The sequence below is a fragment of the Bradyrhizobium sp. CIR18 genome (assembly GCF_014198295.1).
Taxonomy (GTDB): domain Bacteria; phylum Pseudomonadota; class Alphaproteobacteria; order Rhizobiales; family Xanthobacteraceae; genus Bradyrhizobium.
In genome coordinates this window covers 811,620-837,009 of sequence record NZ_JACIHF010000002.1, presented here as the reverse complement: position 1 = coordinate 837,009, position 25,390 = coordinate 811,620, and the positions used below count along the sequence as shown (strand labels likewise).

Below are 25,390 nucleotides of genomic sequence, written 5' to 3'. Positions count from 1 at the left end.
GATGCCCATCGTCACCATCCAAGTGACCCGCGAAGGAACGACGCCGGGGGCGGCGTCGCTCACCGCGGAGGAGAAGGCCGCGCTGATCAAGGGATCGAGCCAGCTGCTGCTCGACGTGCTCGGCAAGCCGCTCGATTCGACATTCGTCGTGATCGAGGAAGTCGACACCGACAATTGGGGCTGGGGCGGCCTGCCCGTGCCGGAGTTCCGGCGCCGTCGCGCCGCCCAGACAGGATGATCCGCGCGCGATCGTGCGCGCAGGAGGATGACATGACCAGCGCAGATCTGAAACCACACGCCGAGGCTCGGCCGCATCCGAGGGCGGCATCGGCTTCACGAGAGGCTTCGTCAAAGCAACGTTCTTCGCAACAGACCTGGCGATATGCGGTGGCGGGATTGTCCGCCTCACTCGTCGGACTTGGCCTCGCCCGCTTTTCCTACACGCCGCTGATCCCCGCCCTGATCGCTGCAAACTGGTTCAGCGCATCGGATGTCGTCTATCTCGGTGCTGCGAACCTCGCCGGTTATCTCGCCGGCGCGCTCACCGCACGGCGTGCCGCCAGTCGGATCGGCGCGGTTCGCGCGCTGCGGGCGATGATGCTGCTTGCGACCCTCTCCTTCTTCGCCAGCTCATCGCCGGTGTCGTTCACCTGGTTCTTCGCCTGGCGCTTCCTCTCCGGCCTCACCGGCGGAATCATCATGGTGCTGGCGGCCTCCGTCATTCTGCCGCACACCTCGGCCGCAAGGCGCGGCATCGTCGGCGGCGTGATCTTCGCCGGCGTCGGCCTCGGCGTCGCCGCATCGGGCACGCTGGTGCCGCTGCTGCTGCAACAGGGACTGCAGCAGAGCTGGTATGGGCTCGGCGTGTTCGCCGCCGTGCTCACGCTCGCAAGCTGGTGGAACTGGCCTGCCGAAGCGAACAGCGACACTGCGCCTTCTCAAACCAAGCACCAAACCTCGCCCATCGCCCGCGCGCTGATGATCCAGTACGGCCTCAACGCGGTGGCATTGGTGCCGCACATGGTCTTCATCGTCGATTTCGTGGCGCGCGGCCTCGGCCAGGGCATTGCCGCTGGATCGCGCTATTGGGTGCTGTACGGCCTCGGCGCCATCGTCGGTCCGCTCGTCACCGGCCATCTCGGTGACCGCGCCGGGTTCGGTCCGGCGCTGCGGGCGGCCTTTCTGATCGAGGCGGCCGCCGTGCTGCTGCCGACCGTCAGCACCGCGCCTCTTTCGCTGATCGTATCGAGCATCGTGATCGGCGGCTTCACGCCCGGCATCGTGCCGCTGGTGCTCGGACGCATCCATGAACTCGTTCCGCACTCTGCCGAGCAGCAGCGCGCGACCTGGAGCCATGCCACTACCAGCTTTGCACTGTTCCAGGCCGCGGCCGCTTACGGCTTCTCCTGGATCTACGCGCAGACCGGCGGCGATTATCAGGTGCTGTTCGCACTCGGCGGCGGCGCGGTGGTGCTGGCGCTCGCGGCCGACCTTGCAATGGCACTTGCCAGGCGCAAGGCGTAACGACCGGAGGCGGCGCGATCAGGAATATCGCATCACGCCGTCGTCGATCCGGCCGAAGCGCAAGGAGACGATGTCGAGCGCGTAGTTCTGGTACAGCCGCCACGGCTGCTTGGAGCCCTGCTTCGGCATCTTGGCCACCGAGCGCTGCACATAGCCCGAGGTGAAGTCCAGCGACGGCTGCGCGGTGATCTCCGGGTCGTCGTTGTGCGGCATGGCTTGCCGGAAATTGTGCCGGTCCATGTAGTTGATCAGACGGCAGACATATTCGCAGGTGAGGTCGCATTTCAGCGTCCAGGACGCATTGGTGTAGCCGAAGGCCGAGGCCATGTTGGGCACGTCGGCATACATCATGCCCTTGTAGGTCAGCGTACTCGCGAAATCGACGGCACGGCCGTCGACACTGACGTCGAGACCGCCGACGACCTGAAGCACCAGCCCGGTCGCCGTCACGATGATGTCGGCCGCAAGTTCGCTGCCATCCTTCAGGCGAATGCCCTCGCGCGTGAACGTGTCGATCTCGCTCGTCACGACGGCGACGCGCTGCTCGCGGATCGCCTTGAACAGGTCGCCATCAGGCACCAGGCAGAGCCGCTGGTCCCAGGGATTGTAGCGCGGCGTGAAATGGGTGGCGACGTCGTAGTCGGGGCCAAGCGCCATCTGCACGCCCTTGAGGACGAGCTCCTTGACCTTCGCAGGACGGCGCCGGCTGAGCTGGAAGAAGAACATCCCCCACATCACGTTGCGCCAGCGGATGACATGATAGGCAAGCCGCGTCGGCAGATTTCGGCGGATCTTGTTGGCGACGGGATCCTGCGCCGGGCGCGACACCACATAGGTCGGCGAGCGCTGCAGCATGGTGACCAGTGCCGCCTTCTTGGCGAGCTCCGGCACCAGCGTCACCGCGGTCGCGCCCGAGCCGATCACCACGACGCGCTTGCCCGCGTAGTCGATGTCCTCGGTCCATTTCTGCGGATGCACGATGCGGCCGGCGAAATCAGCGGCGCCCTTGAACTCCGGCGTGTAGCCCGCCTCGTATTTGTAATAGCCCGAGCACATGAAGAGAAAATTGCAGGTGAAGCGCGCCAGCTCCGTCGCGCCCTCGCCCGTGATGCGCTCGGCCTCGATGGTCCAGCGCGCGTCCGGCGTCGACCACGAAGCCCGCTTGACGCGATGGCGGAAGCGGATGTGCTTCTCGATGCCGTTCTCGGCCGCGGTCTCGCGCACATAGTTCAGGATCTGCGCCCCGTCGGCGATCGCCTTCGGATCGGTCCACGGCTTGAACGAATAGCCGAGCGTGAACATGTCGCTGTCGGAGCGGATGCCGGGGTAGCGGAACAGATCCCAGGTGCCGCCGATGCAGTCGCGCCCCTCCAGGATGACGTAGCTCTTGGTGGGGCACTTGGTCTGCAAGTGATAACCCGCGCCGATGCCGGACAGCCCGGCACCGACGATGAGGACGTCGAAATGTTCTTTGGCTTCGGTCATGGCGTTCTCCCTCGTCACAGCATGGGCAGCGCCGCGCCGAATTGCAACATCATGGGACGGTGGCGCCGTAGACTGTGGCGGTGTCGAAATACTCGTGGAATTCGACCACCTTGCCGTCCTTGAAGCGCCAGTAGTCGACCTTCGGTGTCTTCGCGACCTTGTTGGTCTTCTTGTTCGTCCACGCGCATTCGCCGCGCGCGAAGACGGTGTCGCCCTGCGCGACGAATTCGTTCATCGTATAGTACTGCATGCTCCAGTCGGCCAGCAGGCCGTCGAAATAGCTGCGCAGCGCATTGCGATCGTCATAACGCTTGGCAAAAGGCACCGCCGCAGCTCCCTGCGGAATCGAATCGAATTTGATTTGCGGGCCAATGACATGGTCGAACCAATAGTCGACGTCTTGCCCTTACTCTCGCTCCACTCGCGATAGGCTTCCTTCAGAAGCTGAACGTTGGCTTCGCTGGACATCGCATTCCCTCCATATGCATTTTGACAATGAACGTAGGAAAAAGCGGCCGCCCGCTCCGGAAGTGGCAGGCTTGTTTCGGCTCTACCTGAAAGCGTACCACAGGAAGGCCCAACAAAAAAAGGCCCCGGATCACGCCGGGGCCTTTGTGTCGCAACTGCGTGCGGATCAGTAGCGGTAGTGGTCCGACTTGTACGGACCTTCCTGCTTGACGCCGATGTAGTCGGCCTGGTCCTTGCGCAGCTCGGTGAGCTTGACGCCGATCTTGGCGAGGTGCAGGCGCGCGACCTTCTCGTCGAGCGACTTCGGCAGCACGTAGACTTCCTTCTTGTACTTGCCGTCCTTGTTGTTGGCGAACAGCTCGATCTGCGCCAGCGTCTGGTTGGTGAAGGAGGCCGACATCACGAACGACGGATGGCCCATCGCGTTGCCGAGGTTCACGAGGCGGCCTTCCGACAGCATGATGATGCGATGCTTGTCGGGGAATTCGATCTCGTCGACCTGCGGCTTGATGTTGGTCCACTTCAGGTTACGCAGACCCGCGATCTGGATCTCGTTGTCGAAGTGACCGATGTTGCAGACGATGGCGCGATCCTTCATCGCGCGCATGTGCTCGATGGTGATGATGTCCTTGTTGCCGGTCGCGGTGACGAAGATGTCGGCGCGGGGCGCGGCGTCTTCCATGGTCACGACTTCGTAGCCTTCCATCGCGGCCTGCAGCGCGCAGATCGGATCGATTTCCGACACCATGACGCGGCAACCGGCCTGACGCAGCGAGGCCGCCGAACCCTTGCCGACGTCGCCGAAGCCGGCGACCATCGCGACCTTGCCCGACATCATCACGTCGGTGCCGCGGCGGATGCCGTCGACCAGCGATTCACGGCAGCCATAGAGATTGTCGAACTTCGACTTGGTGACGCTGTCGTTGACGTTGATGGCGGGCCACAGCAGCGTGCCGGCCTTCTGCATGTCGTAGAGACGATGCACGCCCGTGGTGGTCTCTTCGGACACGCCCTTGATGCTCTTGGCGATCTCGGCGAAGTAGCCCTTGGGCTTTTCCTTGAGCTGCTTCTTCAGCAGCGCGAAGAAGACTTCCTCTTCTTCCGAACCCGGCTTGTCCAGGAACGCAGCGTCGCCGTTCTCGGCGCGCAGACCGAGATGGACGTACATGGTGGCGTCGCCGCCGTCATCGAGGATCATGTTCGGGTGACCGCCGCCGTGCCAGTCGAACAGTTTTGCGGTGTAGTCCCAGTACTCGGTCAGCGTCTCGCCCTTGACGGCGAAGACGGGGATGCCGGCGGCCGCGATCGCGGCGGCAGCGTGGTCCTGCGTCGAATAGATGTTGCAGGAGACCCAGCGAATGTCGGCGCCGAGGGCTGCCAGCGTCTCGATCAGCACGCCGGTCTGGATCGTCATGTGCAAGGAGCCGGCGATGCGGGCGCCCTTCAGCGGCTGCTTCGGGCCGTACTCTTCGCGGGTGGCCATCAGGCCGGGCATCTCGGTCTCGGCGAGCGAGAGCTCCTTGCGGCCGAAATCGGCGAGCGAAATGTCCTTGACGATGTAATCGGTGAAGCCGGGCTTCGCGTTCATTGGAGGTTCCTGTTTGTTTGGCTCGTCATTCCGGACCGCTCGCGAAACGAGCGAACCCGGAATCAAGCATTTCGAGATTCCGGGCTCGCCGCTGTTGCGGCGCCCCGGAATGACGCAAGTGGATCAGAGCGCGCGCTTGAGCTGCTCGACGAGATCGGTCTTCTCCCAGGAGAAACCGCCCTCGTTGTCAGGCGTGCGGCCGAAATGGCCGTAGGCCGAGGTGCGCGCGTAGATCGGGCGGTTGAGGTCGAGATGGCTGCGGATGCCGCGGGGCGTCAGATCCATCGCCTGCGCCGCCGCCTTCTCGAGCTGCTCCTCCGGCACCTTACCGGTGCCGTGGGTGTCGATGTAGATCGACAGCGGACGGGCCACGCCGATCGCGTAGGCGAGCTGCAGCGTGCAGCGGTCGGCAAGGCCGGCGGCAACGATGTTCTTGGCGACGTAGCGCGCAGCATAAGCCGCCGAGCGGTCGACCTTGGTCGGATCCTTGCCGGAGAACGCGCCGCCGCCATGCGGGGCCGCGCCACCATAGGTGTCGACGATGATCTTGCGGCCGGTCAGGCCGGAGTCACCGTCCGGACCGCCGATGTAGAACTTGCCGGTCGGGTTGATGTGCCAGATCGTCTTCGGCGTGATCCAGTCCTTCGGCAGCGCCTCGCGCACATAGGGCTCGACGATGTCGCGGATCTGCTTGGACGAGATGTCCTCGACCAGGTGCTGATGCGAGACCACGATCTCGCGCACGCCGACCGGCTTGCCGTTCTCGTACTGCACGGTGACCTGGCTCTTGGAGTCCGGACCGAGCACCTTCTCCTTGCCGGAGTGACGGGCTTCGGAGATCAGGCGCAGGATCTTGTGGGCGTAGAAGATCGGCGCCGGCATCAGATCGGGCGTCTCGTTGGTGGCGTAACCGAACATGATGCCTTGGTCGCCCGCGCCCTCTTCCTTGACCTCGCCCGGCTGCAGCGCATCGACGCCCTGGGCGATGTCGGCCGACTGCGGATGCAAGAGGATCTCGATATCGCAGGTCTTCCAGTGGAAGCCTTCCTGCTCGTAGCCGATGTCCTTGATCGCGCCGCGGACGACGCCCTCGATCTGCTCGTTGGTCACCGACTTCGGACCGCGGGTCTCACCGGCGATCACCACCTTGTTGGTGGTCGCGAGCGTTTCGCAGGCGGCGCGGATCTGCCAGGGGTCGATGCCGGCCTTCGGCCCTTCGCGGTAGAACAGATCGACGATCTCGTCGGAGATCCGGTCGCACACCTTGTCCGGATGGCCCTCGGACACGGACTCGCTGGTGAAGAGATAGGACGCGCGCATCAGTAACCCCTTGTTCCGCCGCTAGACCGGCGGGCGTTTGCGATGTTTACCTGTGGATGATGTCAATCACGCCGGCGCGAGATGACGTAGGATTCGTCGAGAAACCAGAGCCCATTGTACTTCCGCAGCACGTCCCTGGCGGCATCCAGAGTGCGGCCGTTTTGAGTCATTTCTGTCAACCGGTCGTCCTCAATCTGAGCGACATACACCGCCGCATTCCACGCTGCAAAGGCCGTCGAGGTTCCGATGGTCCCCGTTACCTCGTTGGGCAGCGCTTCCATATCATACCTGAAGATCGAGCGGTTATCCGCATATGCATTAAAATTTAAGTCGCGGCCCAACGAACCAAGTTCGTACTTAACGGCGCGCAATAGCTCATGACGGCTCACAGCGAAAGGATTTTCTCCGGGCCAGATCGCCTGGATCATTTCCATGCCCGGATCCTGGCCATGGGAGTGGATTCCGATCAGACGGCCTCCCGGCCGAAGCGCCCGCGCCAGGGGCGCGATGATCCGCTTGGCCCGGAAGTTGACCGAGGACAGGGCGCGGTAGGGCTGGGATGCGATGACGAGGTCGAAATTGGCTTCGGTCTGGCCCGGCCGCGGAATGGTCGAATCCAGCAAGAACCTGTGGTCCTCGCGATAGAGCACCAGGACGACCGGCCGCTCGTACAGCGGCATGGCGGTGCGTGGGCTGATCGCGGCACGCCAGTTCTGCTCCAGGAACGGCCTCAGCTCCGCGATCTGCTGCTCGAACTCGCCCGATGAGGCGCCCCGCAGCGGGACCTCGTGCCAGACGGTCGCCGCCGCCGCCGCAGGCGATGCCGGCGTCAGCCAGGGCGCCTCCGAATAGAACATGTTGGTGAAGACGAACACCGACGCCGGATGCTCGAAAATGCGATCCGGCACCTTCTCCAGCGTCAGGCGCAGGTCCTCCAGGCTGAGCTCCTTGCCGGCGACATAGAACGGCATGTGCGGGTAGCGCTGGTGCGTCGCGCGCAGCACCCGCGCCAGCACCGTGCCGTCGCCGACGCCGGCGTCGAACACGCGCAGGGCCGGCGGGCGCGGATGGATGGAGGAAAGCTCCAGCGCGACCCTGTCGGCGATCACCCGCTTTTCGCTGCAGGTGTGAACGAACAGCAGGTATTTCTGGCGGTTCTCGAAGAAACGGAAATTGCCGCGTGGATCACGCTTTTCGGGCGGCACCTGAAGCCCGCGCGGCGGCGGCACGCCGCCGGCCATGGACGCCGCCATATAGGCCTGGATCCGGTCCAGCGTATCGATGGTGATGCGCTTGCCCTCGCGCAGGCGATGCACCAGCTTCCCATCGTTCACCGCGCGCCGGCCGAACGTCGATTCCGCCATGTCCGCCTTGCGGCAGAACTCCGTGATCTGGCTCAGGATTTCGTCGTTTTTCATGGGTGGGAACTTGGTGGGCAGAGCTGTTGGGCACTGTCCTCTAACAAATTCTGCCCACTCAGGGAATACCCTGGAATTGCTCCACGTGCTGTTGATTGGCGGCGCTGCGCCGAATGGGGACACTCCGATCGTGCGTCTGGCCGTGCCTACACTTATCGGTATACATGGCGGACAAGGATGTTCGGGGCTGGATATGTTCAGGTCGTTTTGGCTTGCAGCGATATTGCTCACTGCGCTCACAGGTATTGGTCACGCGGGCTACCTGACCGACAATCCCGACGAAGTCTTCCAGTCCGTCTATGCGCGCATCGGGCCACTCCCGGTCGCCGCCGCGCGCGACCCATCCGTCTGGCTGAAGCTGGAAGAGCTCAAGCGCGAGCCCTGCGACCAGAAGAGCATCGATGATCTTGCGCAGTGGCTCGACAAGCTCGGCTATCGGCGACAGGCCGCTGACGGACTCTTCAATTTCGTCAAGAACTGCGGAGCGCCGCTGACCGCACTGAACAAGGCAGTCAGCATCTACATAAGACTGACCGACTACCCGAAAGCCGTCGAAGCGGCGGACGAGTACGTCAGGCGCGCCCCATCCGACCAAACCGCGCGCTACCTGCGCGGCATGGCGCTGGATGGTGCCGGCGACTATCGCCGCGCGCTGACCGACTACTCCGACACGATCGAGCTTCTCGCCGGCGACAAGAAGATGGTGTCCAGCAGCGTGTTCCTGCGCATGGCCAACGCCTACGCCGCCTTGAAGCAGTTCTGCGAGGCGACAGCGCCGATCAACCGTTGGGTTGCGTTCGATCCCGCCACGCGCGACACCAGCAAGACCCAGAAGATCATCGCCGACTATGAGCGACAGGGTAATTGCGTCTCGTCGAACGAGCTTCGCAAGGAGAGCTTCCCATTGCAGGGACAGAGAGGCGTCGTCACCGCCAAGGCGGAGATCAACGGCGTCCGCGGGCTGTTCGTGCTCGACACAGGTGCAAGCTATGTGTCGGTGAAGTCGGCCTTCGCAAGCAAGGCCAAGATTGCGGAGGCGCGAGCGAGATCACGCTGAACACCGCCAACGGGCAGATCAAGGCTAAGCTCACCAAAGCCGACAAGGTCGCGCTGGGCAAGCTCGAGGCGACCAACGTGCCGATCGCGGTTCAGAGCAGCGACGACAAGAGTTATGGGCCAGGCATCGACGGCCTCCTCGGCATGAGCTTCCTGTCGCGGTTTGAGGTGCAGATGGCGCGTGGATCGATGGAGATCCGGACCCGGCAGCCAAGGAAGTGACTTCGCGGCTGCCTGGGTAAGCCCGGGCGTGAACCGGGACATAGGCCGGCGCGACCAAACGGCTGAAACCACCGTCGAAATCCGCCTGTCGCCGAGGTCTGCTTGCGCCGCCTGCTGCTGATCCCCGCTCTGCTTGCCGCCCTGCTCTGGTCTGCGCCCGCCTTCGCACAGGCGCGCAATCAGCTCGGGCCGCTCTGCACCACCGACACGACGCCGGCGGACAAGATGATCGACGCCTGCACCAAGATCATCGGGTTGAAGGTGTTTCGGGGCGAGCAGGTCGCGACGATCTATTTCTGGCGCGCGGTCGGCTGGAACAAGAAGGGGGATTACAGCAAGGTCATCGCCGACGTCACCGAGGCGATCCGGCTGCAGCCGAGCCAGGCGGCCTTTAATCTCAGGGGATCGGCCTATTACGACAAGGGCGAGTACGACATCGCGATCGCGGACTTCGACGACGCGCTGAAGCTCGGCCCGCCCAGCGGCATCATCTTTCACAACCGCGGCAACGCCTGGCGCGGCAAGGGCGACTACGCCAGGGCGATCGCCGACTATGACGCCGTGATCAAGTCCGATCCGAAATCCGCGTTCTCGTTCCAGAACCGCGGCATCTCAAAGGAGGCGCTCGGCGATTACGACGGCGCGCTCGCCGATATCAACCAGGCGATCCGGCTTGATCCGACGCTGCCGCAGCCCCTGATCAACCGCACCGCGATCTGGCGCGCGAGGGGCGACCTCGATCGCGCGATTGCCGACGGCAGCGAGGCGATCCGGCTCGCCAAGGAAAAGCCGCCGGTCAATATCATGACGCCGCCGAACAGCGTCCTGATCTCGGGCTACATCCATCGCGCGCTGGCCTATGAGGCCAAGGGCGACTACGCGCACGCGCGCGAGGACTACAAGGCAACGCTCGGTATCACTGCATCCGACGCCGGCAGCAAGGCCAATCAGGCCACCGCAAAGGTGCGGCTCTCGCTCGTCACCGAAGCGCCCACATCGGTCCCGCGCGACGCGCCGACATCGATCGCGCAGCAGCCCAGCACGCCGTCACAGCAGCAGGCGACCGCAACGTCGGCGCCCTCGCCGCCTCCGCTCGCGAGCGGCCGCGGCAAGCGCATGGCGCTGATTATCGGCAACGGCGCCTATCAACACGTCAAGGCACTACCCAACCCGTCCAGCGATGCCCGTGCGGTCGCAAAGAGCCTGCGCGAGATCGGCTTCACCGTATCGGAAGGTATCGATCTCGACCGCGCCGCGATGCAGAAGATGACGCGCGACTTTTTGCGGGAGGCCGCGCGGGCGCAGGTCGCGGTGGTCTATTACGCCGGCCATGGCGTGCAGGTCGACGGTCGCAACTACCTCATTCCCGTCGACGCCGAGCTCAAGCCCGGCGCGGGCATGACCGAGGCGATGATCGACATGGACACGATCATGGCCGGCCTCAACGACCAGGTTCGCACCAACATTTTGATCTTCGATGCCTGCCGCAATAATCCGATAGCGCAACAGGTCGCATCCGCCGGCGCCAATCGCGGCATCGAGGGCGCCTCGGGCCTCGCAGCACCAACGAGTCTCGGCACCGGTGCTACATTGGGGGCCGGCACGTTGATCGCATTCGCGACCGCGCCGGGCCAGGTCGCACTCGACGGCGAAGGCGCCAACTCGCCGTTCTCCGCCGCCCTCTCCCGCCATCTCGGCACGCCGGGACTGGAAGTGCAGCAGATGCTGACACGGGTGCGGGCGGAGGTGGTGTCGAGCACGAAGAGCAAACAGGTGCCGTGGTCGAATTCTTCGCTGCTGGGTGAGGTTTACTTGGCGGAGAGGTGAGACGCTATCGTGCCCCGGACGCGGCGCAGCGCTTTCCTGGCGATGCGTAGCATCGTCCAGTTCAGCGATGCGCTGCAGAGCCGGGGCCCATATCTCCTGAGAGCAAGTCAAGCAGCATGGGTCCCGGCTCTGCGCAGCAACGCAAGGGCGTTGCAGCGCGTCCGGGACACCAACAAAGGGCTCAATTACCCCACACTTCCTTCGCGATCTCGACCGCAAGGCTCAGCTTCGCCCACTGCTCTTCCTCAGAGAGGACGTTGCCCTCTTCCGTCGAGGCAAAGCCACATTGCGGCGACAGCGCGAGCTGCTCCAGCGGGGCGAACTTGGCGGCTTCTTCCAGACGGCGCTTGATATCGTCCTTCTTCTCGAGCTCGCCGAACTTCGAGGTGATGACGCCGACCACGACGACCTTGTTGCCCTTGGGCAGGAAGCGCAGCGGCTCGAAGCCGCCGGCGCGGTCGCTGTCATATTCGAGGAAATAGCCGTCGTAATTGGTGCCGGCGAGCATGGTCTCGGCAACCGGCTCATAGCCGCCCGAAGAAATCCAGGTCGAACGGAAATTGCCGCGGCAGACATGCGTCGTCACCACCATGTCCGCGGGCTTCTCGGCCAGCGCGTAGTTGATGATGCGGGCATAGATCTGCTGGAGACCGTCCGGATTGTCGCCGCGCTCGCGCGCCTTCTGCAGTTCATCCTGCGAGCAGAGATAGGCCCACACGGTGTCGTCGAACTGGAGATAGCGGCAGCCGGCGTCGTAGAACGCCTTGACGGCTTTCCGATAGGTCTTGCCGAGGTCTTCGTAGAAGGCCTCGAGATCGGGATAGACGTCCTTGGAAATCGACTTGCGGCCGCCGCGGAAGTGCAGCACCGCCGGCGAAGGTATCGTCATCTTGGCGGCCACGTGGGCCTGGTCGGCGACCTTCTTCAGGAAGCGGAAGTGGTCCAGCATCGGGTGGTCGTCGGGAAAGTCGAGCTTGTCGATCACCCGCACCGCGTCGTGCCGGGTCTGCACGCCTGCGAACTGGATGCCGGTGTCGGGATGAAACAGCTCGCAGCCGGTGAGCTTGGCGAGGAAGTCGAAATGCCACCAGGAGCGCCGGAACTCGCCGTCGGTCGCGAGCTTGAGCCCGATCGAGGCCTGCTTGTGCACGACCTTCTCGATCTCCATGTCCTCGATCTTGCGCAGATCGTCGGCCGAGATCTCGCCCTTCTCGAGCCGGCTACGGGCTTCCTTGATCTTGGCCGGACGCAGGAGGCTGCCGACCTCGTCGGCGCGGAAGGGGGCTTTGGTTCGCTGCATGTCTTACTCCCTGGACATTTTAGTTTAGTGAGCCGCCGCCCCGGCGACGCCGAGATGGCGTTCCAGGACCGAGGGGTCGGTTTTCAGCGCGGCGCTCGGAGCGTCGTGGACGATCGTTCCGCGCTCCAATATCACAACGCGGTCGGCCAGCCCCAGAATCTTTTGGGCATTCTGCTCGACGATGATCGAGCAGATGCCGCCTGCCCGCGTGATGCTGCCGATCGCCTTCAAGAGCTCCTCGACGATGATGGGGGCAAGGCCCTCGGTCGGCTCGTCCAGCAGCAGCACTTTCGGGTTGAGGGTGAGCGCCCGGCCGATCGCCAGCATCTGCTGCTCGCCGCCGGAGAGCTGGTTGCCGAAGTTTGTCCGTCGCTCCTTCAGCCGCGGGAACATCTCGTAGACTTTCTCGACCGTCCAGGGACCGGGCTGCGCCACCGCGGTCATGTTCTCTTCCACAGTGAGCGAGCGAAAGATGTTGCGCTCCTGCGGCACCCAGCCGATGCCGGCGCGCGCGCGCTGGTCGGGCCGGAGCGAAGTGACATCGGTGCCAGCGAGTGCCACGCTGCCTGAGAAGCGGCGGGTGACGCCGACGATCGAATTGATCAGCGTGGTCTTGCCGGTGCCGTTGCGGCCCAGCAGCGCCAGCACCTGGCCCTCGGCGAGGCGCAAGGACATGTTGGGCAGCACCACCGCCTCGCCATAGCCGGCGCGCAACGCCTCGATCGCGAGCAGGTCAGACATTGACCGCCTCCTCGCCGAGATAGACGGCCTTGACCTGCGGATCGCGCGCGACCTGCTCGGGCGGGCCCTCGGTGAGCAGCGCGCCCGAAACCAGCACGGAGATGCGGTCGGCGAAGGAGAATACGAGATCCATGTCGTGCTCGATCAGCAGCACCGTGACGTCGCGCGGCAGCGCACCGACCACGGCGAGAATGTCGTGGCGCTCGCTCTCCGGCACGCCGGCGGCGGGCTCATCGAGCAGCAGCACGCGCGGCTTGGCGGCGATCGCGACCGCGATCTCGAGCAGGCGCTGCTTGCCGTAGGGCAGCGTCACGGTCTGCTCATTCATGACGTCGAGCAGATGGAAGCCCGCCAGCAGATCGGCGATCTCGCCGTTGACGTCGCTGCGCGTGCCCATCCGCCGCCACCAGTCGCCGCCATGGCCGAGGCGCTCGGAGACGGCCAGGCCAATGGTCTCGAGCGGAGTCAGGTCGGGATAAAGCTGGTTGATCTGGAAGGTGCGCGAGAGGCCACGCAGCACGCGCTTGTGCACGGGCAGATCGGTGATGTCCTGGCCCTCGAGCAGGATCCGGCCCGAATTCGGCTTGAGCACGCCGGTGAGCTGGTTGATGACCGTGGTCTTGCCGGCGCCGTTCGGGCCGATCAGCGCGTGGCGGGCGCCCTGCTCGATCTTCAAGGACAGATCGCGGGTGACGCGCAGCCCGCCGAACTGCTTTTCGAGATTTTGGGTTTCGAGCACGATGGTCATGCGTCGCTTTCCGGCACGGCGACGACGGCCTTGCGTCCCGCAATCTGCCTGATGACCAGATTGGGCAGGTACAGCACCCAGCGGTGCAGGCGCTGACGGCCGACCAGCACGATCACGACCAGCACCAGGCCGATCCAGAACTGCCAGTATTGCGGGGTGATGGTGGAGAACACCTCCTGGAGCATGCGGAAGATCACCGCGCCAACCAGTCCGCCGTAGAGGTAACCGGTGCCACCGATGACGAGCACGAGCATCAGATCGGCGGAGCGTTCGAAGGCAAACACGTCGAGCGAGGCGATCGCCGTGGTCTGGGTGAACAGCGCGCCCGCGACGCCGGCATAGAACGCCGCGAGCGTGTAGATCGCGATCAGGCGGCGGTTGACGGGAATGCCGATCGCGGCGGCGCGCAGCGGATTGTTCTTGATCGCGCGCAGCGACAGGCCGAACGGCGAATGCACGACGCGGCGGGCGAACAGGAAGAGCAGGAACAGGACGGCGAGCGAATAGAAAAAGCCGGCCTTGCCGAACATGTCGAACGGAATCGCGCCGAAGATCGGCTGCATCTCGATGCCCTGCAGGCCGTCGGTGCCGCCGGTGATGTTGGAGAAGCGTTCGGCAAGCGCTTCCAGCAGCAGCGCGATGCCGAGCGTCACCATCAAGCGCGTCAGGTCAACGCCGCGGATCACCAGGAAGCTGGTGGCAAAGCCGAGCACCATCGCGGCGAGGCCAGCGACGATCAGCGCCAGCACGGGCTCGCTCACGATACCATGGAGCGCGAGAAGCCCCGCGGCATAGGCGCCGACGCCGAAGAAGGCAGCATGCCCGAGCGAGACGATGCCGGCATAGCCGAGGATGAGATCGAGCGACATCGCAAACAGCGCCAGCCGCAGGATGTCGGTCATGATCAGATAGCGCGTGGGAAATGCAAAGCCGCAGGCCAGCACGATCAGCCAGAAGGCGACTTCGCCGTAGTGCCAGCGCGCATGGCGCTGGGCGTGAAAACCGACGTCGGAGGAAGCGCTCATCGGCGAACTCAACGCGCGGCCGTGCGTCCGAACAGGCCGTTCGGACGCCAGATCAGGATTACGATCATCATGGTGTAGATCACGAACGGGCCCATCTTCGGCACGTAATATTTGCCGGCGACGTCGCCGATGCCGAGCAGGAGCGAGGCCAGGAACGGGCCGGTGATCGAGGACGAGCCGCCGACGGTGACCACGATCAGGAAGTAGATCATGAACTTCAACGGGAAATACGGATCGAGGCCGAGGATTTCGGCACTCAGCGCGCCGCCGAGACCGGCGAGCCCGCAACCGAAGGCAAAGGTGAAGGCGAACACCTGCGGCACGTTGATGCCGAGGCCGCTCGCGGCGCGGGGGTCGTCGACGGCGGCGCGCAAGCGGCTGCCGAAGCGGGTCTTTGCCAGCACCATCTGGAGCGCGATGGTGAGCAGGCCGCAGATCACGATGATCATCAGCCGGTAGCGGCCGATGCCGACGCCGAACAGGTCGAACTGCCCCTGAAGCGCCGCCGGCAGGTTGATGAAGACGCGCGAGGACCCCTGGATGTAATCGACGGCGGCGACCGACATGAAGGTCAGGCCGATGGTGAACAGCACCTGATCGAGATGGCTGCGCGCATAGAGGTGGCGGTACAGCGTCCGTTCGAGCGCGATGCCGATCGCGGCAGAGGAGACGAAAGCGAGCGGGAGCGCTGCGAAGAACGGCCAGCCCATCCGGTTGACCAGCACCATGCAGATATAGCCGCCGGCCATGGCGAAGGCGCCATGGGCGAGATTGACGAAGTTCATCAATCCAAGCGTGACTGCGAGCCCGCACGCGAGCACGAACAGCAGCATGCCGTAGGCGACGCCATCGAACAGGTTGGTGAGGATAGAGGTCATCGTCTCAGCTTAGAGTTATCGTCATGGCCGGGCTTGTCCCGGCCATCCACGTTCTTGTCCGGACTTTGTTTTCCTGGCTTCGCGTGGATGCCCGGAACAAACCCGGGCATGACGCGGAGCAAGGGGTGTGAGATCCCGGGTTCGCGCTAATGCGCGCCCCGAGATGCCCCGCTTTCGCGGGTCACTTCTTGGTCTTGCCGAGATCCTTGACGGCTTCGAAGGTCGCGAACTCGACATTGTAGAGCTCGCCGTCGACCTTCTCGACCTTGCGGATGTAGATGTTCTGCACGATGTCGCGGGTCTCGGGGTCGATCGAGATCGGACCGCGCGGGCTCTCCCACTTCTGGCCCTTCATGGCCTCGACCAGCTTGGTGCCGTCGGTGTCGCCATTCGTCTTCTTGAGCGCCTCGTAAATCAGGTGGATGCCGTCATAGCCGCTCACCGCCATGAAGCCCGGACGATTGCCGAACGCCTTCTTGTAGGCTGCGACGAAATCCTTGTTCATCTGCGAGGGGTGCGCCGCGGAGTAGAGATGCGCGGTAACCGTGCCGAGCACCGCATCGCCCATGTTGTTGAGCAGGTCGTCGTCGGTGACGTCGCCCGGCCCGATCACCTTGATGCCGGCCTTGTCGAGGCCGCGCTCGGCATATTGCTTCATGAAGTTGCCGCCCTGGCCGGCCGGCACGAACACGAAGATCGCGTCGGGCTTGGCGTCCTTCATGCGCTGCAGGAACGGCGCGAAGTCGGGGTTTTGCAGCGGCGTCTTGACCTCTTCGACCACCTCGCCGCCGCCGGCTGTAAAGTTCTGCTTGAAGAAGTTCAGCGCGTCATTGCCCGGCGCGTAGTCCGAGGTCAGCGTCGCCACCTTCTTGATGCCGTTCTTCACCGCCCAGTCGCCGATGATGGTCGAGGACTGCGCCAGCGTGAAGCTGGTACGCACGATATAGGGCGAGCGCTCGGTGATGATGGAGGTGCCGGCCGCCATCACGACTTCCGGGATCTTGGCCTGCGTCGCTAGCGGCGCGGCCGCGAGCGCAGCCGGGGTCACGCCGAAGCCGGCGATGAAATTGACCTTGTCGTTGACGATCAGCTCCTGCGCGGCAGTCTTGGTCTTGTCCGGGATCGCCGCGTCGTCCTTGAGGATGATCTCGATCTTCTTGCCAGCGACGGTGTCACCCTTCTGCTGCATGTAGAGCTTGATCGCGTTCTCGATCTGCTTGCCGGTCGAGGCCTGGCCGCCGGTCATCGGCAGGATCAGGCCGACCTTGACGCTGTCCTCGGCCTTGGCAGGCGTAAGGCCTGCAACGCCCGCGATAGCGGCTGCTGCGACGGTGCGTGAAAAAATTCTGCGTACGAACATCCGATGTCCCTCCCCTTCATTCCTGACCTGTTGTGCGCCAGACCGAGTACCCGGTCCTTGCCGCGCTCTAACCTACGGACAAGCCATGCCGCACGGCCACATGGCGTCCTCTGCAACCCCGTTGTCAATCGGACGTTGGGCGACCATTCGGCGCAAGCCGCGCGATCGGATCGACGGCGGGGAGACATTTGTACGATTGTACAAATAAAATGGCGATGTCAACAAGAAAGCCTTTCGCTGCGCTGGCCGGCCCCTCCGGGGCCGATGCTGCACTCTAAGAACGCCCGGCGGCGACGTGGTTGGAGAAATCCGCCTCTGCTTTGCAGAATTCGAACATTTGCCGGGCATCACCGGATCGAATTCCCAGTCCCTCCCCCTTAAACGTGAATACGGATTGTATACCGTATCACCTTGGCAAAGGCGATCAATGCCAAAAACAGCGTATTATCTTACCTTAATGTATACAAACAAATTCGCCGCCGAATAAGCCAATTTTACTTGTTGAGGACTAGAGTGCGCCGCTGGCGCCATCGGGCGTCCCGCCATCCGCGCCCGGTCCAGCTCGACCCAGAAGATGCTCATGCGTTTCCGTTTGCCTTCAATCGCTGCCGTCGTTGCCTTGCTGGCTGCCAACCTTGCAGGCTGCGGCACCGTCAACGAAAGACTCTCCGCCGGCATGGGCGACTACGTCCCGCAATGGGCCGGCGGGCTGCCGGCCGACGCCCCGCCGCGAGCGGGCACGCCGCAATACGATGCCTACATGAAGGAGCGCGAACGCAAGCGGCTGTTGCCGGCGGCGGATCGCGAGAAGGAAGAGCAGGCGCAGAAGGGCGCGACGGGGGCGACGTCGGGCAGCGCGGTGCGTTAAGGAAGCAATGGCGAATAAGGAATCGCGAATAAGGCGCTCTCCCGCTTCCACTCGCTATTCGCCACTCCCTATTCGCTAATCCACGAACACCACGGTCTTGCGGCCGTTGAGGATGACGCGGTCGTCGAGATGGTAGCGGATCGCGCGGGCCAGCACGCGGCGCTCGATGTCACGGCCCTTGCGGACCAGATCCTCCGGCGTGTCGCGATGGCTGATGCGCTCGACGTCCTGGTCGATGATCGGGCCCTCGTCGAGGTCGCGCGTGACGTAATGCGCGGTAGCCCCGATCAGCTTGACGCCGCGCTCATGGGCCTGGTGATAGGGCTTGGCGCCCTTGAAGCCCGGCAGGAACGAGTGGTGGATGTTGATGCAGCGCCCCGAAAGGTGCGCCGACAGATCATCCGACAGGATCTGCATGTACCGGGCGAGCACGACGAGATCGGTCTTGGTCTTGGCGACGAGGTCGAGGATCTGTGCCTCCTGCTCGCGCTTGGTCTCCTTGGTCACGGGCAGATGGTGGAACGGGATGCCGCCGAAATCGAGCCCACCATAGACCTCGCGTGGGTGGTTGGAGACGATGGCAGCAAGCGTCATCGGCAGTTCGCCGGTGCGCCAGCGATAGAGGATGTCGACCAGGCAGTGGTCCGACTTCGACACCAGCAGCATCACCTTGCGATGCGCAGCCCGGTCGCGCATCTGCCAGTCCATGCCGAAACGCTCGGCGATCGCGGCAAAGCCGGTCTGCAGCGCCGACAGTTCCACGGCGAGATCGGCCGCGGTGAACACCACGCGCATGAAGAACTTCTTGGTCTCGATGTCGTCGAACTGCTGAGCATCGAGAATGTTCTGTCCGTTGTGGGCGAGGAACGTCGACACGGCCGAGACGATGCCGGGACGATCCGGACAGGACAGGGTCAGGACATATTGATGATCGGGCATGTTGATGAACAGGCTTGGCTCTTGATGAAGGTTTGGGCAAATGATGCGGAACGACCCGCGATTTGCGCCCTGCTCTATCACCGACGTCCCCCTGCGCCAATCCCAAGACTTGCTTCGACCTGAAGCGCGGAGTCAGGATGAACGGACGATTGCTTTGACTAACCGGAGTACGCCCATGGCCGAGCGCTTGAACGGCTACCGCATCCTGATCCTGGAAACGCGCGAGGAGGCCCAGTTCTCGAAGCTTCTGGCCGAGCAAGGCGCCGAGGTCGTGCAATGCCCGATGTTTACCATCCAGGATGCACCGGACCCTGCTCCGGTCGAGGCCTGGATCCGCCGCGCCATCGACAGGCCCCTTGACGACCTTGTGCTGATGACCGGCGAAGGCCTTCGGCGGATCATGAAGCTGGCGCGGGCGCGTGGGCTCGACCGCGCGTTTGTCGCGGCCCTCGCCGGATCGCGAAAATTCACTCGCGGCCCGAAGCCCGGCAAGGCGTTGCGCGAGGTCGGTCTCGAACCGCAGCAGACCACGGAGAAGCCGACCACCGAGGGCGTGATCGAGATGCTGGGCAAGCTCGACCTGAAGGGCCGGCGCCTTGGCCTTCAGCTCTATCCCGACAAGGACCATGGCGCGCTGATCGGCGCCCTTGCCGCGCAAGGCGCCGAGGTCGATGCCGTGCTGCCCTATGCCTACGATTCCAAGGCAGCGGATGCCAACATCGTCACCGCCATCGACGACATGGCCGCGGGGCGGATCGATGCCGTCGCGCTCACCAATCTCGGCCAGGTCCGCCGCCTGATCGAGGCCGCGAAGGCGCATGGCAGCGAGGCGAAGCTGCGCGCCGGCTTCGACCGGACGCTGATTGCGTCGGTGGGCCCGGCGGTTTCGGGCGAGCTTGCTGCGCATGGACTGCGGACGGACGTCTCGCCCGCGGAAGACGCCTATTTCATGCGGCCGCTGATCTCGGCGATGGCAGTCGCGCTCGCGGAGAAACTGCCCCGGCAAGGGACGTAAGGGTCCTACCCGGGCACGACACGATACACGCTGGCATTTCCTTCAACGCCGCGAAGAGGAGCTTCAAACACTGCGATTGCATGCCCGGAAAGGAGATCGCTCACTCCCGGCGCCGAATACAGCGCCTCCGAGATACAAATCTCGCCCGCGTCCGCCAGCGACTGGACACGCGCGGCAACATTTACGGTCTGGCCGAAATAATCCAGATTGTCGTTCAGGGTCACGGCGATGGAGGGGCCGCAATGGGCTCCAATCTTCAGGATGATGCTCGGATCGCCGTGGTCTGAATTGTAGCGCTCGATTTCCCCCAGTATGTGGAGCGCCGCCGAAATCGCGTCCGTCGGGCGGGAGAAGACCGCCATGACCGCATCGCCGATCGTCTTGACGATGGCCCCGGAATGTTCCTGAACGGTCGCACCGAGCAAAGCAAAATGTTCGCGGACCAGCGCATAGGCATTGAGATCGCCGAGCCGTTCGTACATGGCGGTCGAACCTTTGAGATCCGTGAACAGCAGGGTCACCTGCCGAATACCCAGGCCCTCCTTTTCGTCCACGCGTTCTGACCGGAACAGGCGGCGAAACGTCTGTCTCGCGAGCAACATCCCGCCGGACATGTAGGGATCGAAATCAAGCGGCGGCTTGATCGCTTGAGCTAGAACCTCAGGCGGCCAGTTGATCAGGAGCAGGGAGCCTCGCGTAGATCCGCGGTTCTCCGCCTCGACAATGACGGGGCCGGGCGGCACGGCGGCCAGCGAGGGGGAAAAGCGCTGCCCATCGTATCCAACTCGCAGGATTGTCGGCGAGGTTGTCGGCTCGCCGGCCACCGCGACGGCGAACGCAGCCTGGGTTTGGATATTGACCCCCGCCAGCGCGCCGAGACCGAGTTCGCAACGAATGGTCGTGGCGGAGCCTGGCGGCAAGAACGAAAGGCCGCGAACGAACGCATGCAAATAGTCGAGAAATCGGATTTGTTGGCCAGGTATCCGCGCGTCATTCAGAAATCGAAGCTTCCAATGGAAATCCTCGACCGAGAGGGAGGCAGGATCATGAAACGGAAGCCGCCGAAGCTGGGGCGATACCGTAAACGTGACCTCTATGAAGTCGTCGAGATCGGTTTCACCAGTGACGTCGCACAAACCACAAACATAGTGCGTCTTGAGCGTGCGCAAAGCGCCGAAGCTATCGAGCACCATGCCGGATTGGGGACAAACAACGTCCCAGCTCATCTCGAATAGCCCGCTTCTCGTCGCATAGAGAAACAGGTCAGTACTTTCCGGCTCTGCAATGGCGCGGTCGCGCGCGAATGCCAGCGGATTGACGCGGTAGAGCGATAGATCGTCACCGCTCCTGATGAGCGTTTCGAACTTGGAGATCACGCGGGGACTCCAGGATCGGGCCCGCTCGATCTCGGTCATCTTGCTTTCGAGGAGCCTTTCCTGAATGTCGGTCATTGTGCGCTCGGATTAAGTGCGCTCGGATCAATCGTTCGTCATGCGCAGGCGTGGTCGGGAAAATGGCGGCAGCACCTCGCGCGCACCGGCTCGTGCCTGCTGCGGTCAGGGGCACCACGCCAACCGCGCGACGATGCCTAGCCCGCCACCTGCGAGGCTGCCGACATCAACTCACCCGGGCTCGGCATCCCGAACATGCGCTGGCCGCCTTCCGGAACTTCTGTAAAGGCCCAGCGCACGACCCCTTCCCGATCGAGCAGGAACTGGCCGAATAGCTGACCCTGGCCGGTTGCCGCCATGCGCTGATCGGCCTCCATCATCTCGTAGCCATCCTTGTTGTTGAGCTGCTCGGCGGCCGCCAAACGATTCATCGGCCCGGGCAATTCTCCGGGAATGTCCACTTGCATGCTCATGACCACATCCATGCCCACCTTGCGCGGCCACTCGGTTTCCTTCTCGGTGAATTCCAGATTGGGCAGGCCGAACGCGCGGTGCGAGATCCGCTCGGGATCGGACGCGGCAAGCAGATTGGGCAACGGGTGATAACGGAAGTAGAGCCGAGCACGCTCGATCGGCGTATTGACGACCGTCAGACTTTCGACGCCCTTGTCGCGCAGTGCCGCGTCAAGCTGCGCCTGGGCCGCGATATGGCGGCGGCAGAACGGGCAGTGCAGGCCTCGAAACAGGCCGACCAATATCGGACTTTGCCCGCGAAAATCCTCGAGCGCGATCTTCCCTTCGCGGGTGATGGCGTCCAGCACGATGTTCGGTGCGCGATCACCCGGTTGCAGCGGTCCATCGACATGACGTTCTGACATGGTTGAACTCCTTCACATGACCTAGTCAAGAAATGGCAGTACAATCAGTCCGGCGGGATCAAGCCCGTGCTTGGTGCAGACGTCATCGGCCAGCGCGAAATACCGCTCGGCCTCGGGCATGTCGCCGCGATCAAGGTTCAGCGTCGCAAGACCATCATAGCACGGAAAAAGCTGCTGCGGCTCGCCGGTTTCGCTCGCGACCTTGATGGCCTCATTGTAGCAGCGGGCGGCCTGATCGGGCCGGAAATGGCATTGATGGATTTGCCCGAGCACGATCAGGGGCACGGGGAGATGCTCGCGCTGATCGAGCGCACGGTCGATCTCGATTGCCTTTTCGGCAGCCGGCACACCTTCGTCGGTGCATTTGTCCGTGAAGGTGCAACAGGCAACGGCAAAATTGGCGAGAAGACGCGCCTGGAACCCGAGATCGCCAATACGATGCGCGACGTCCAGTCCGCGCCGGCAAACCTCCATGGCCTGCGCCGGGTCAACGATCGTGTAGAGCACGCTGAGATTGGTGTAGCCGCGGCAGGCCACATTGAGAAGGCCAGCGGCTTCGGCTGCCGCGACACTTTGCTCCACTTCGCGCACCGCATCCTGGTGTCGTCCAAGCCGTGCCAGTGCAACCGCCTTGGTATTGAGAGCCTCGGCAATGGCGCGCGCCGCCTCGAGTCCGGCTTGCTCGTCCGCGTCCGCCGGGACGGATCGGGCGTAGCCAAGCGCCTCGTCCGCCCATGTCGCGGCGGCCACGTGATCGCCCATGCGAAACGCGAGACGGCCGCGCTCCTGCAAGAGGTGCGCCCGTTCGATCGGCGCATCGGTCCCTCCAAGCAGGTCAGCCGCCTCGGCGTAATGCCTCTCTGCGTTGATCCGCTTGCCGGCGTCCCACAACAACCTGCCAAGCTTGCGAAGGATTCGCGCTTCGCCAATGCGGTCCTCCGCGGCGCGGTGCCCCTCCAGTGCGCTCTGGTAGTGCTCCTCGGCCGTGTTGCGGCGGCCCGCCGCGGCGCAGAGGTCCGCGATCCGCTCGTACAGAAGCAGGCGCTCCGGCACGCGTTCGCCGCCGGTCAACAACATGGCGAGGGCCTGCTGGTAGAGACGGATGGCATCGGCATTGGCATAGGTCGCGCGTGCGCGGTCGCCGGCCGCGCGCAGATAGCACGCGCCTTTCGACTTGTGCGCGCTCAGGCTGAAATGATGGCCGAGCAGGATGAGGTCCTCGAGCCGTTCGGGCTCGCTGCCATAGAGCCGCTCCAGCGCGGCACCAATCCGTCCATGGAGCTCGATCCGCCGCTGCAACAGCAGGTTTTGATAGATCACGTCCTGCAGCATGGTCTGCGTGAAACGGTAGGATCGCAGCGAGATCGAGTTTGCGCCCGCAACCTCCTCGACAATCTCGGCGTCGCACAGAAGTTCGAGGCCCACTTCGACCTTTGCCGGCGCGGTTGCCGTCGCACCGAGCAGAGCAGCATCGAAGCGCGGGCCGATCACCGCGGCCTCCTGGGCCAGCCGGCGCACCTCATGCGGCAGCCGGTCCAGCCGCGCCAGCAACAGCGCCTGAATGCTTGCCGGGATGTCGGCGGCGGCCTCATCCGACTTTATCCGCCACTGCGAGCCGTCACGCTCCAAGGCGCCGGCCTCGATGAGACCGCGGATGATTTCCTCGAGGAAAAGCGGATTGCCGCTCGCGCGCTCCAGGATTCGACTGAACAGATTTCCCGGCGGCTCACGCCAACCGTGACTGAAATAAGCCGCCAGCAAGTTCTGTCCGTCGGCGTCACCGAGCGGAAGCAATCGAAGGGTCGTGTGGCTGATCCGACCCGAACCGAACTGATCCAGCTCCAGCATTGGCCGATGCGTAAACATTAGCATCAACCGCGTGCGCTCCAGCCGATCCATCAGGAACCGGAGCGCCTCAAGGGAGACGGCGTCGGCCCAATGCAGATCCTCGACGATGATCAGAAGCGGTGACAAGGCCAGGCGCCGTTCGAAAACGGTCCGGATCGCAAAAAAGATCTGCCGCCGAAGCTGTTCCGGCTCGACGTGCTGCAATGCGGCGTCGGGGCCGCCGAGGCCAAGAACATGCACATAGAGCGGCATCAGCCGCTCTGCCTCTTCGGCCGCAAGGCCAAGCTCCGACAGCGCCTCAGCCAGCCTGGCCTCAGCCGCCGCGGCGCTGGCCTTCTGCGCGATGCCATAGGCGCTGCGCAGGACCGCGGCGAGCGTGCCGTAGGATTGTTCGCCGAGTGGCGAGCAGGCGGCCTGCCGGATCGCCACACCTGCGAAGCGCTCCTCATCGCGGATGCGGGCGACGAATTCGTTCACCAGGCGCGTTTTGCCGATACCCGCTTCGCCGACCAGCCGCACCAGTTGCGCCGCACCGCCACACGCGCGATCGAGGCTGCCGATCATGCGGGCAAGCTCGGCGTCGCGGCCGATCAGCGGCGCACTGAGGCCCAGCGTGTCGAGGCCTCGCGCCGCACGCGGCATGTCGAGCGGTCCCTTGAGACGATGGACCAGGACACTGCCCATCTTGCCCTTGAGCGAGACCTCTCCGAGCGATTCATACGAGAACGCATGCCGCGTCAGGCGGTGCGTCAACGGCCCGACCAGCACTTCGTCCGGCGGCGCCATCGACTGCAATCGCTGCGCGGTATTCACCGTGTCGCCGGTTACCGAATAGGACTTGGCAGCGCCGACACCCAGTCCGCCCGCAACCACGTGCCCGGTATTGATGCCGATGTGGAGCTGCAGCGGGGCGCCGGCATAGACCTTCGCACGCTCGCTGAGCTGCTCCGTCCGCTTGATCATGTCGAGTGCAGCGCGGACCGCCCGCTCCGGATCGTCCTCGTGCGCTGCTGGCGCGCCGAACAGCGCCAGCAGCGCATCGCCGATGAATTTGTCCACGAAGCCGCCAAAGCCTTGCACCGCTTCCGTCAGCTCCTCGAACAATTCGTTCTGAAGCATCTGCATGACCTCGGGGTCGAGGCGCTCGCTCATCGCGGTGAAGCCGCTGAGATCGGCAAACAGCACGGTAATGGTGCGGCGGTTGGCTTCGTTGTCCAACCTGCCCGGCTGCGGTCGAAAAGCCTGGTGAGCGTCGACCGCCGGCGCCAGCGGCGGTGACGACGCTCTGACCGGCGCTGTCGGCCGGCTCGGCTGCGCCTGTCCCCCGGCTTTGGGAGCCTCACTGACGAGGGCACCGCATTTCGGGCAATACGCGAAATCCGGAGCGCAAGCATAGCCGCAGCCGGGGCACGCGTTCGGCTGCTTCGTGCCGCACTTCGGGCAGAAAGCAAAGCCGCTCTGAACCTCGGAACCGCAGCAAGAGCAGTTCAT

General features: G+C 64.0%; 22 protein-coding genes. 7 read left to right on the top strand and 15 right to left on the bottom strand.

Annotated elements, in window-relative coordinates; translation table 11 throughout:
• Window position 1 precedes the first annotated feature (1 nt).
• Both GGD65_RS12460 and GGD65_RS12455 read left to right on the top strand, forming a co-directional pair.
• Window positions 2–238, top strand: coding sequence for a 4-oxalocrotonate tautomerase family protein (locus GGD65_RS12460; RefSeq protein ID WP_028173203.1), 237 nt, complete (start codon window positions 2–4; stop codon window positions 236–238).
• A 32-nt stretch (window positions 239–270) separates the two neighbouring features.
• Complete coding sequence (locus GGD65_RS12455) at window positions 271–1,524, top strand: YbfB/YjiJ family MFS transporter (protein WP_183235436.1); 1,254 nt, start codon at window positions 271–273, stop codon at window positions 1,522–1,524.
• A gap of 18 nt (window positions 1,525–1,542) precedes the next feature.
• On the opposite strand, the gene GGD65_RS12450 is transcribed toward GGD65_RS12455, so the two are convergent.
• The 5 genes from GGD65_RS12450 to GGD65_RS12430 all read right to left on the bottom strand — a co-directional run bounded on the left by GGD65_RS12450 (window position 1,543) and on the right by GGD65_RS12430 (window position 7,803).
• Window positions 1,543–3,009 (bottom strand): NAD(P)/FAD-dependent oxidoreductase, encoded by a 1,467-nt coding sequence (locus tag GGD65_RS12450; protein ID WP_183235435.1) that lies wholly within the window; start codon window positions 3,007–3,009, stop codon window positions 1,543–1,545.
• A gap of 49 nt (window positions 3,010–3,058) precedes the next feature.
• Window positions 3,059–3,334, bottom strand: a complete 276-nt coding sequence (locus tag GGD65_RS40165; protein WP_312017699.1) for a nuclear transport factor 2 family protein — start codon at window positions 3,332–3,334, stop codon at window positions 3,059–3,061.
• Window positions 3,335–3,643: 309 nt separating this feature from the next.
• Window positions 3,644–5,065, bottom strand: coding sequence for an adenosylhomocysteinase (gene ahcY, locus GGD65_RS12440; protein ID WP_092261070.1), 1,422 nt, complete (start codon window positions 5,063–5,065; stop codon window positions 3,644–3,646).
• A 123-nt stretch (window positions 5,066–5,188) separates the two neighbouring features.
• Window positions 5,189–6,385: a methionine adenosyltransferase gene (gene metK / locus GGD65_RS12435; RefSeq protein WP_018317407.1), complete on the bottom strand. Its 1,197-nt coding sequence runs from the start codon at window positions 6,383–6,385 to the stop codon at window positions 5,189–5,191.
• Between the two features lie 62 nt (window positions 6,386–6,447).
• Window positions 6,448–7,803, bottom strand: a complete 1,356-nt coding sequence (locus tag GGD65_RS12430) for a hypothetical protein (protein WP_018317408.1) — start codon at window positions 7,801–7,803, stop codon at window positions 6,448–6,450.
• 193 nt (window positions 7,804–7,996) lie between these two features.
• On the opposite strand from GGD65_RS12430, the gene GGD65_RS12425 reads away from it, so the two are divergent.
• From GGD65_RS12425 to GGD65_RS12420, 3 genes are all read left to right on the top strand, one after another.
• On the top strand, window positions 7,997–8,860 hold the full coding sequence (locus GGD65_RS12425; protein ID WP_246783253.1) for a TIGR02281 family clan AA aspartic protease: 864 nt from the start codon (window positions 7,997–7,999) through the stop codon (window positions 8,858–8,860).
• Entirely contained in the window at window positions 8,851–9,081 is a 231-nt protein-coding gene (locus tag GGD65_RS40160) for a retropepsin-like aspartic protease (RefSeq protein WP_312017701.1), read from the top strand. The genes GGD65_RS12425 and GGD65_RS40160 overlap by 10 nt, the downstream gene beginning before the upstream one ends.
• A gap of 102 nt (window positions 9,082–9,183) precedes the next feature.
• Window positions 9,184–10,908 (top strand): caspase family protein, encoded by a 1,725-nt coding sequence (locus GGD65_RS12420; protein WP_183235434.1) that lies wholly within the window; start codon window positions 9,184–9,186, stop codon window positions 10,906–10,908.
• 181 nt (window positions 10,909–11,089) lie between these two features.
• Here GGD65_RS12420 and GGD65_RS12415 read toward each other — a convergent pair whose 3' ends face one another.
• The 6 genes from GGD65_RS12415 to GGD65_RS12390 all read right to left on the bottom strand — a co-directional run bounded on the left by GGD65_RS12415 (window position 11,090) and on the right by GGD65_RS12390 (window position 16,960).
• On the bottom strand, window positions 11,090–12,208 hold the full coding sequence (locus GGD65_RS12415) for a cobalamin-independent methionine synthase II family protein (protein WP_018317411.1): 1,119 nt from the start codon (window positions 12,206–12,208) through the stop codon (window positions 11,090–11,092).
• A gap of 24 nt (window positions 12,209–12,232) precedes the next feature.
• The gene (locus tag GGD65_RS12410; RefSeq protein ID WP_018317412.1) at window positions 12,233–12,949 is read right to left on the bottom strand and encodes an ABC transporter ATP-binding protein; all 717 of its coding nucleotides are present in this window, start codon (window positions 12,947–12,949) and stop codon (window positions 12,233–12,235) included.
• Window positions 12,942–13,697, bottom strand: coding sequence for an ABC transporter ATP-binding protein (locus GGD65_RS12405; RefSeq protein ID WP_018317413.1), 756 nt, complete (start codon window positions 13,695–13,697; stop codon window positions 12,942–12,944). The genes GGD65_RS12410 and GGD65_RS12405 overlap by 8 nt, the downstream gene beginning before the upstream one ends.
• Window positions 13,694–14,722, bottom strand: a complete 1,029-nt coding sequence (locus GGD65_RS12400) for a branched-chain amino acid ABC transporter permease (RefSeq protein ID WP_183235433.1) — start codon at window positions 14,720–14,722, stop codon at window positions 13,694–13,696. The genes GGD65_RS12405 and GGD65_RS12400 overlap by 4 nt, the downstream gene beginning before the upstream one ends.
• Before the next feature lie 8 nt (window positions 14,723–14,730).
• Window positions 14,731–15,600, bottom strand: coding sequence for a branched-chain amino acid ABC transporter permease (locus GGD65_RS12395; RefSeq protein ID WP_018317415.1), 870 nt, complete (start codon window positions 15,598–15,600; stop codon window positions 14,731–14,733).
• A 181-nt stretch (window positions 15,601–15,781) separates the two neighbouring features.
• Window positions 15,782–16,960 carry an ABC transporter substrate-binding protein gene (locus GGD65_RS12390; RefSeq protein ID WP_018317416.1) on the bottom strand — a complete coding sequence of 393 codons (1,179 nt, stop codon included), beginning with the start codon at window positions 16,958–16,960 and terminating at the stop codon, window positions 15,782–15,784.
• A gap of 574 nt (window positions 16,961–17,534) precedes the next feature.
• Between GGD65_RS12390 and GGD65_RS12385 the strand changes: the two genes are divergently transcribed.
• A complete protein-coding gene (locus GGD65_RS12385) occupies window positions 17,535–17,828 on the top strand; it encodes a hypothetical protein (protein ID WP_183235432.1) in 294 nt (97 codons plus the stop codon).
• Between the two features lie 75 nt (window positions 17,829–17,903).
• Here GGD65_RS12385 and purU read toward each other — a convergent pair whose 3' ends face one another.
• Window positions 17,904–18,767, bottom strand: coding sequence for a formyltetrahydrofolate deformylase (purU, locus tag GGD65_RS12380; RefSeq protein ID WP_183235431.1), 864 nt, complete (start codon window positions 18,765–18,767; stop codon window positions 17,904–17,906).
• Window positions 18,768–18,942: 175 nt separating this feature from the next.
• Here purU and GGD65_RS12375 point away from each other — a divergent pair, with 175 nt between their 5' ends.
• Complete coding sequence (locus GGD65_RS12375) at window positions 18,943–19,782, top strand: uroporphyrinogen-III synthase (RefSeq protein WP_183235430.1); 840 nt, start codon at window positions 18,943–18,945, stop codon at window positions 19,780–19,782.
• 5 nt (window positions 19,783–19,787) lie between these two features.
• On the opposite strand, the gene GGD65_RS12370 is transcribed toward GGD65_RS12375, so the two are convergent.
• From GGD65_RS12370 to GGD65_RS12360, 3 genes are all read right to left on the bottom strand, one after another.
• Entirely contained in the window at window positions 19,788–21,233 is a 1,446-nt protein-coding gene (locus GGD65_RS12370) for an adenylate/guanylate cyclase domain-containing protein (protein WP_183235429.1), read from the bottom strand.
• Between the two features lie 137 nt (window positions 21,234–21,370).
• Entirely contained in the window at window positions 21,371–22,051 is a 681-nt protein-coding gene (locus GGD65_RS12365; protein ID WP_018317421.1) for a redoxin domain-containing protein, read from the bottom strand.
• A 21-nt stretch (window positions 22,052–22,072) separates the two neighbouring features.
• Window positions 22,073–25,390, bottom strand: a complete 3,318-nt coding sequence (locus GGD65_RS12360; protein WP_183235428.1) for an adenylate/guanylate cyclase domain-containing protein — start codon at window positions 25,388–25,390, stop codon at window positions 22,073–22,075.

What these genes read in the sequence shown, in the direction of transcription:
- GGD65_RS12460 (WP_028173203.1), top strand. Translation starts at nt 2, where the DNA reads ATGCCCATCGTCACCATCCAAGTGACCCGCGAAGGAACGACGCCGGGG.
- GGD65_RS12455 (WP_183235436.1), top strand. Translation starts at nt 271, where the DNA reads ATGACCAGCGCAGATCTGAAACCACACGCCGAGGCTCGGCCGCATCCG.
- GGD65_RS12450 (WP_183235435.1), bottom strand. Translation starts at nt 3,009, where the DNA reads ATGACCGAAGCCAAAGAACATTTCGACGTCCTCATCGTCGGTGCCGGG.
- ahcY (WP_092261070.1), bottom strand. Translation starts at nt 5,065, where the DNA reads ATGAACGCGAAGCCCGGCTTCACCGATTACATCGTCAAGGACATTTCG.
- metK (WP_018317407.1), bottom strand. Translation starts at nt 6,385, where the DNA reads ATGCGCGCGTCCTATCTCTTCACCAGCGAGTCCGTGTCCGAGGGCCAT.
- GGD65_RS12430 (WP_018317408.1), bottom strand. Translation starts at nt 7,803, where the DNA reads ATGAAAAACGACGAAATCCTGAGCCAGATCACGGAGTTCTGCCGCAAG.
- GGD65_RS12425 (WP_246783253.1), top strand. Translation starts at nt 7,997, where the DNA reads ATGTTCAGGTCGTTTTGGCTTGCAGCGATATTGCTCACTGCGCTCACA.
- GGD65_RS12415 (WP_018317411.1), bottom strand. Translation starts at nt 12,208, where the DNA reads ATGCAGCGAACCAAAGCCCCCTTCCGCGCCGACGAGGTCGGCAGCCTC.
- GGD65_RS12410 (WP_018317412.1), bottom strand. Translation starts at nt 12,949, where the DNA reads ATGTCTGACCTGCTCGCGATCGAGGCGTTGCGCGCCGGCTATGGCGAG.
- GGD65_RS12405 (WP_018317413.1), bottom strand. Translation starts at nt 13,697, where the DNA reads ATGACCATCGTGCTCGAAACCCAAAATCTCGAAAAGCAGTTCGGCGGG.
- GGD65_RS12400 (WP_183235433.1), bottom strand. Translation starts at nt 14,722, where the DNA reads ATGAGCGCTTCCTCCGACGTCGGTTTTCACGCCCAGCGCCATGCGCGC.
- GGD65_RS12395 (WP_018317415.1), bottom strand. Translation starts at nt 15,600, where the DNA reads ATGACCTCTATCCTCACCAACCTGTTCGATGGCGTCGCCTACGGCATG.
- GGD65_RS12390 (WP_018317416.1), bottom strand. Translation starts at nt 16,960, where the DNA reads ATGTTCGTACGCAGAATTTTTTCACGCACCGTCGCAGCAGCCGCTATC.
- GGD65_RS12385 (WP_183235432.1), top strand. Translation starts at nt 17,535, where the DNA reads ATGCTCATGCGTTTCCGTTTGCCTTCAATCGCTGCCGTCGTTGCCTTG.
- purU (WP_183235431.1), bottom strand. Translation starts at nt 18,767, where the DNA reads ATGCCCGATCATCAATATGTCCTGACCCTGTCCTGTCCGGATCGTCCC.
- GGD65_RS12375 (WP_183235430.1), top strand. Translation starts at nt 18,943, where the DNA reads ATGGCCGAGCGCTTGAACGGCTACCGCATCCTGATCCTGGAAACGCGC.
- GGD65_RS12370 (WP_183235429.1), bottom strand. Translation starts at nt 21,233, where the DNA reads ATGACCGACATTCAGGAAAGGCTCCTCGAAAGCAAGATGACCGAGATC.
- GGD65_RS12365 (WP_018317421.1), bottom strand. Translation starts at nt 22,051, where the DNA reads ATGTCAGAACGTCATGTCGATGGACCGCTGCAACCGGGTGATCGCGCA.
- GGD65_RS12360 (WP_183235428.1), bottom strand. Translation starts at nt 25,390, where the DNA reads ATGAACTGCTCTTGCTGCGGTTCCGAGGTTCAGAGCGGCTTTGCTTTC.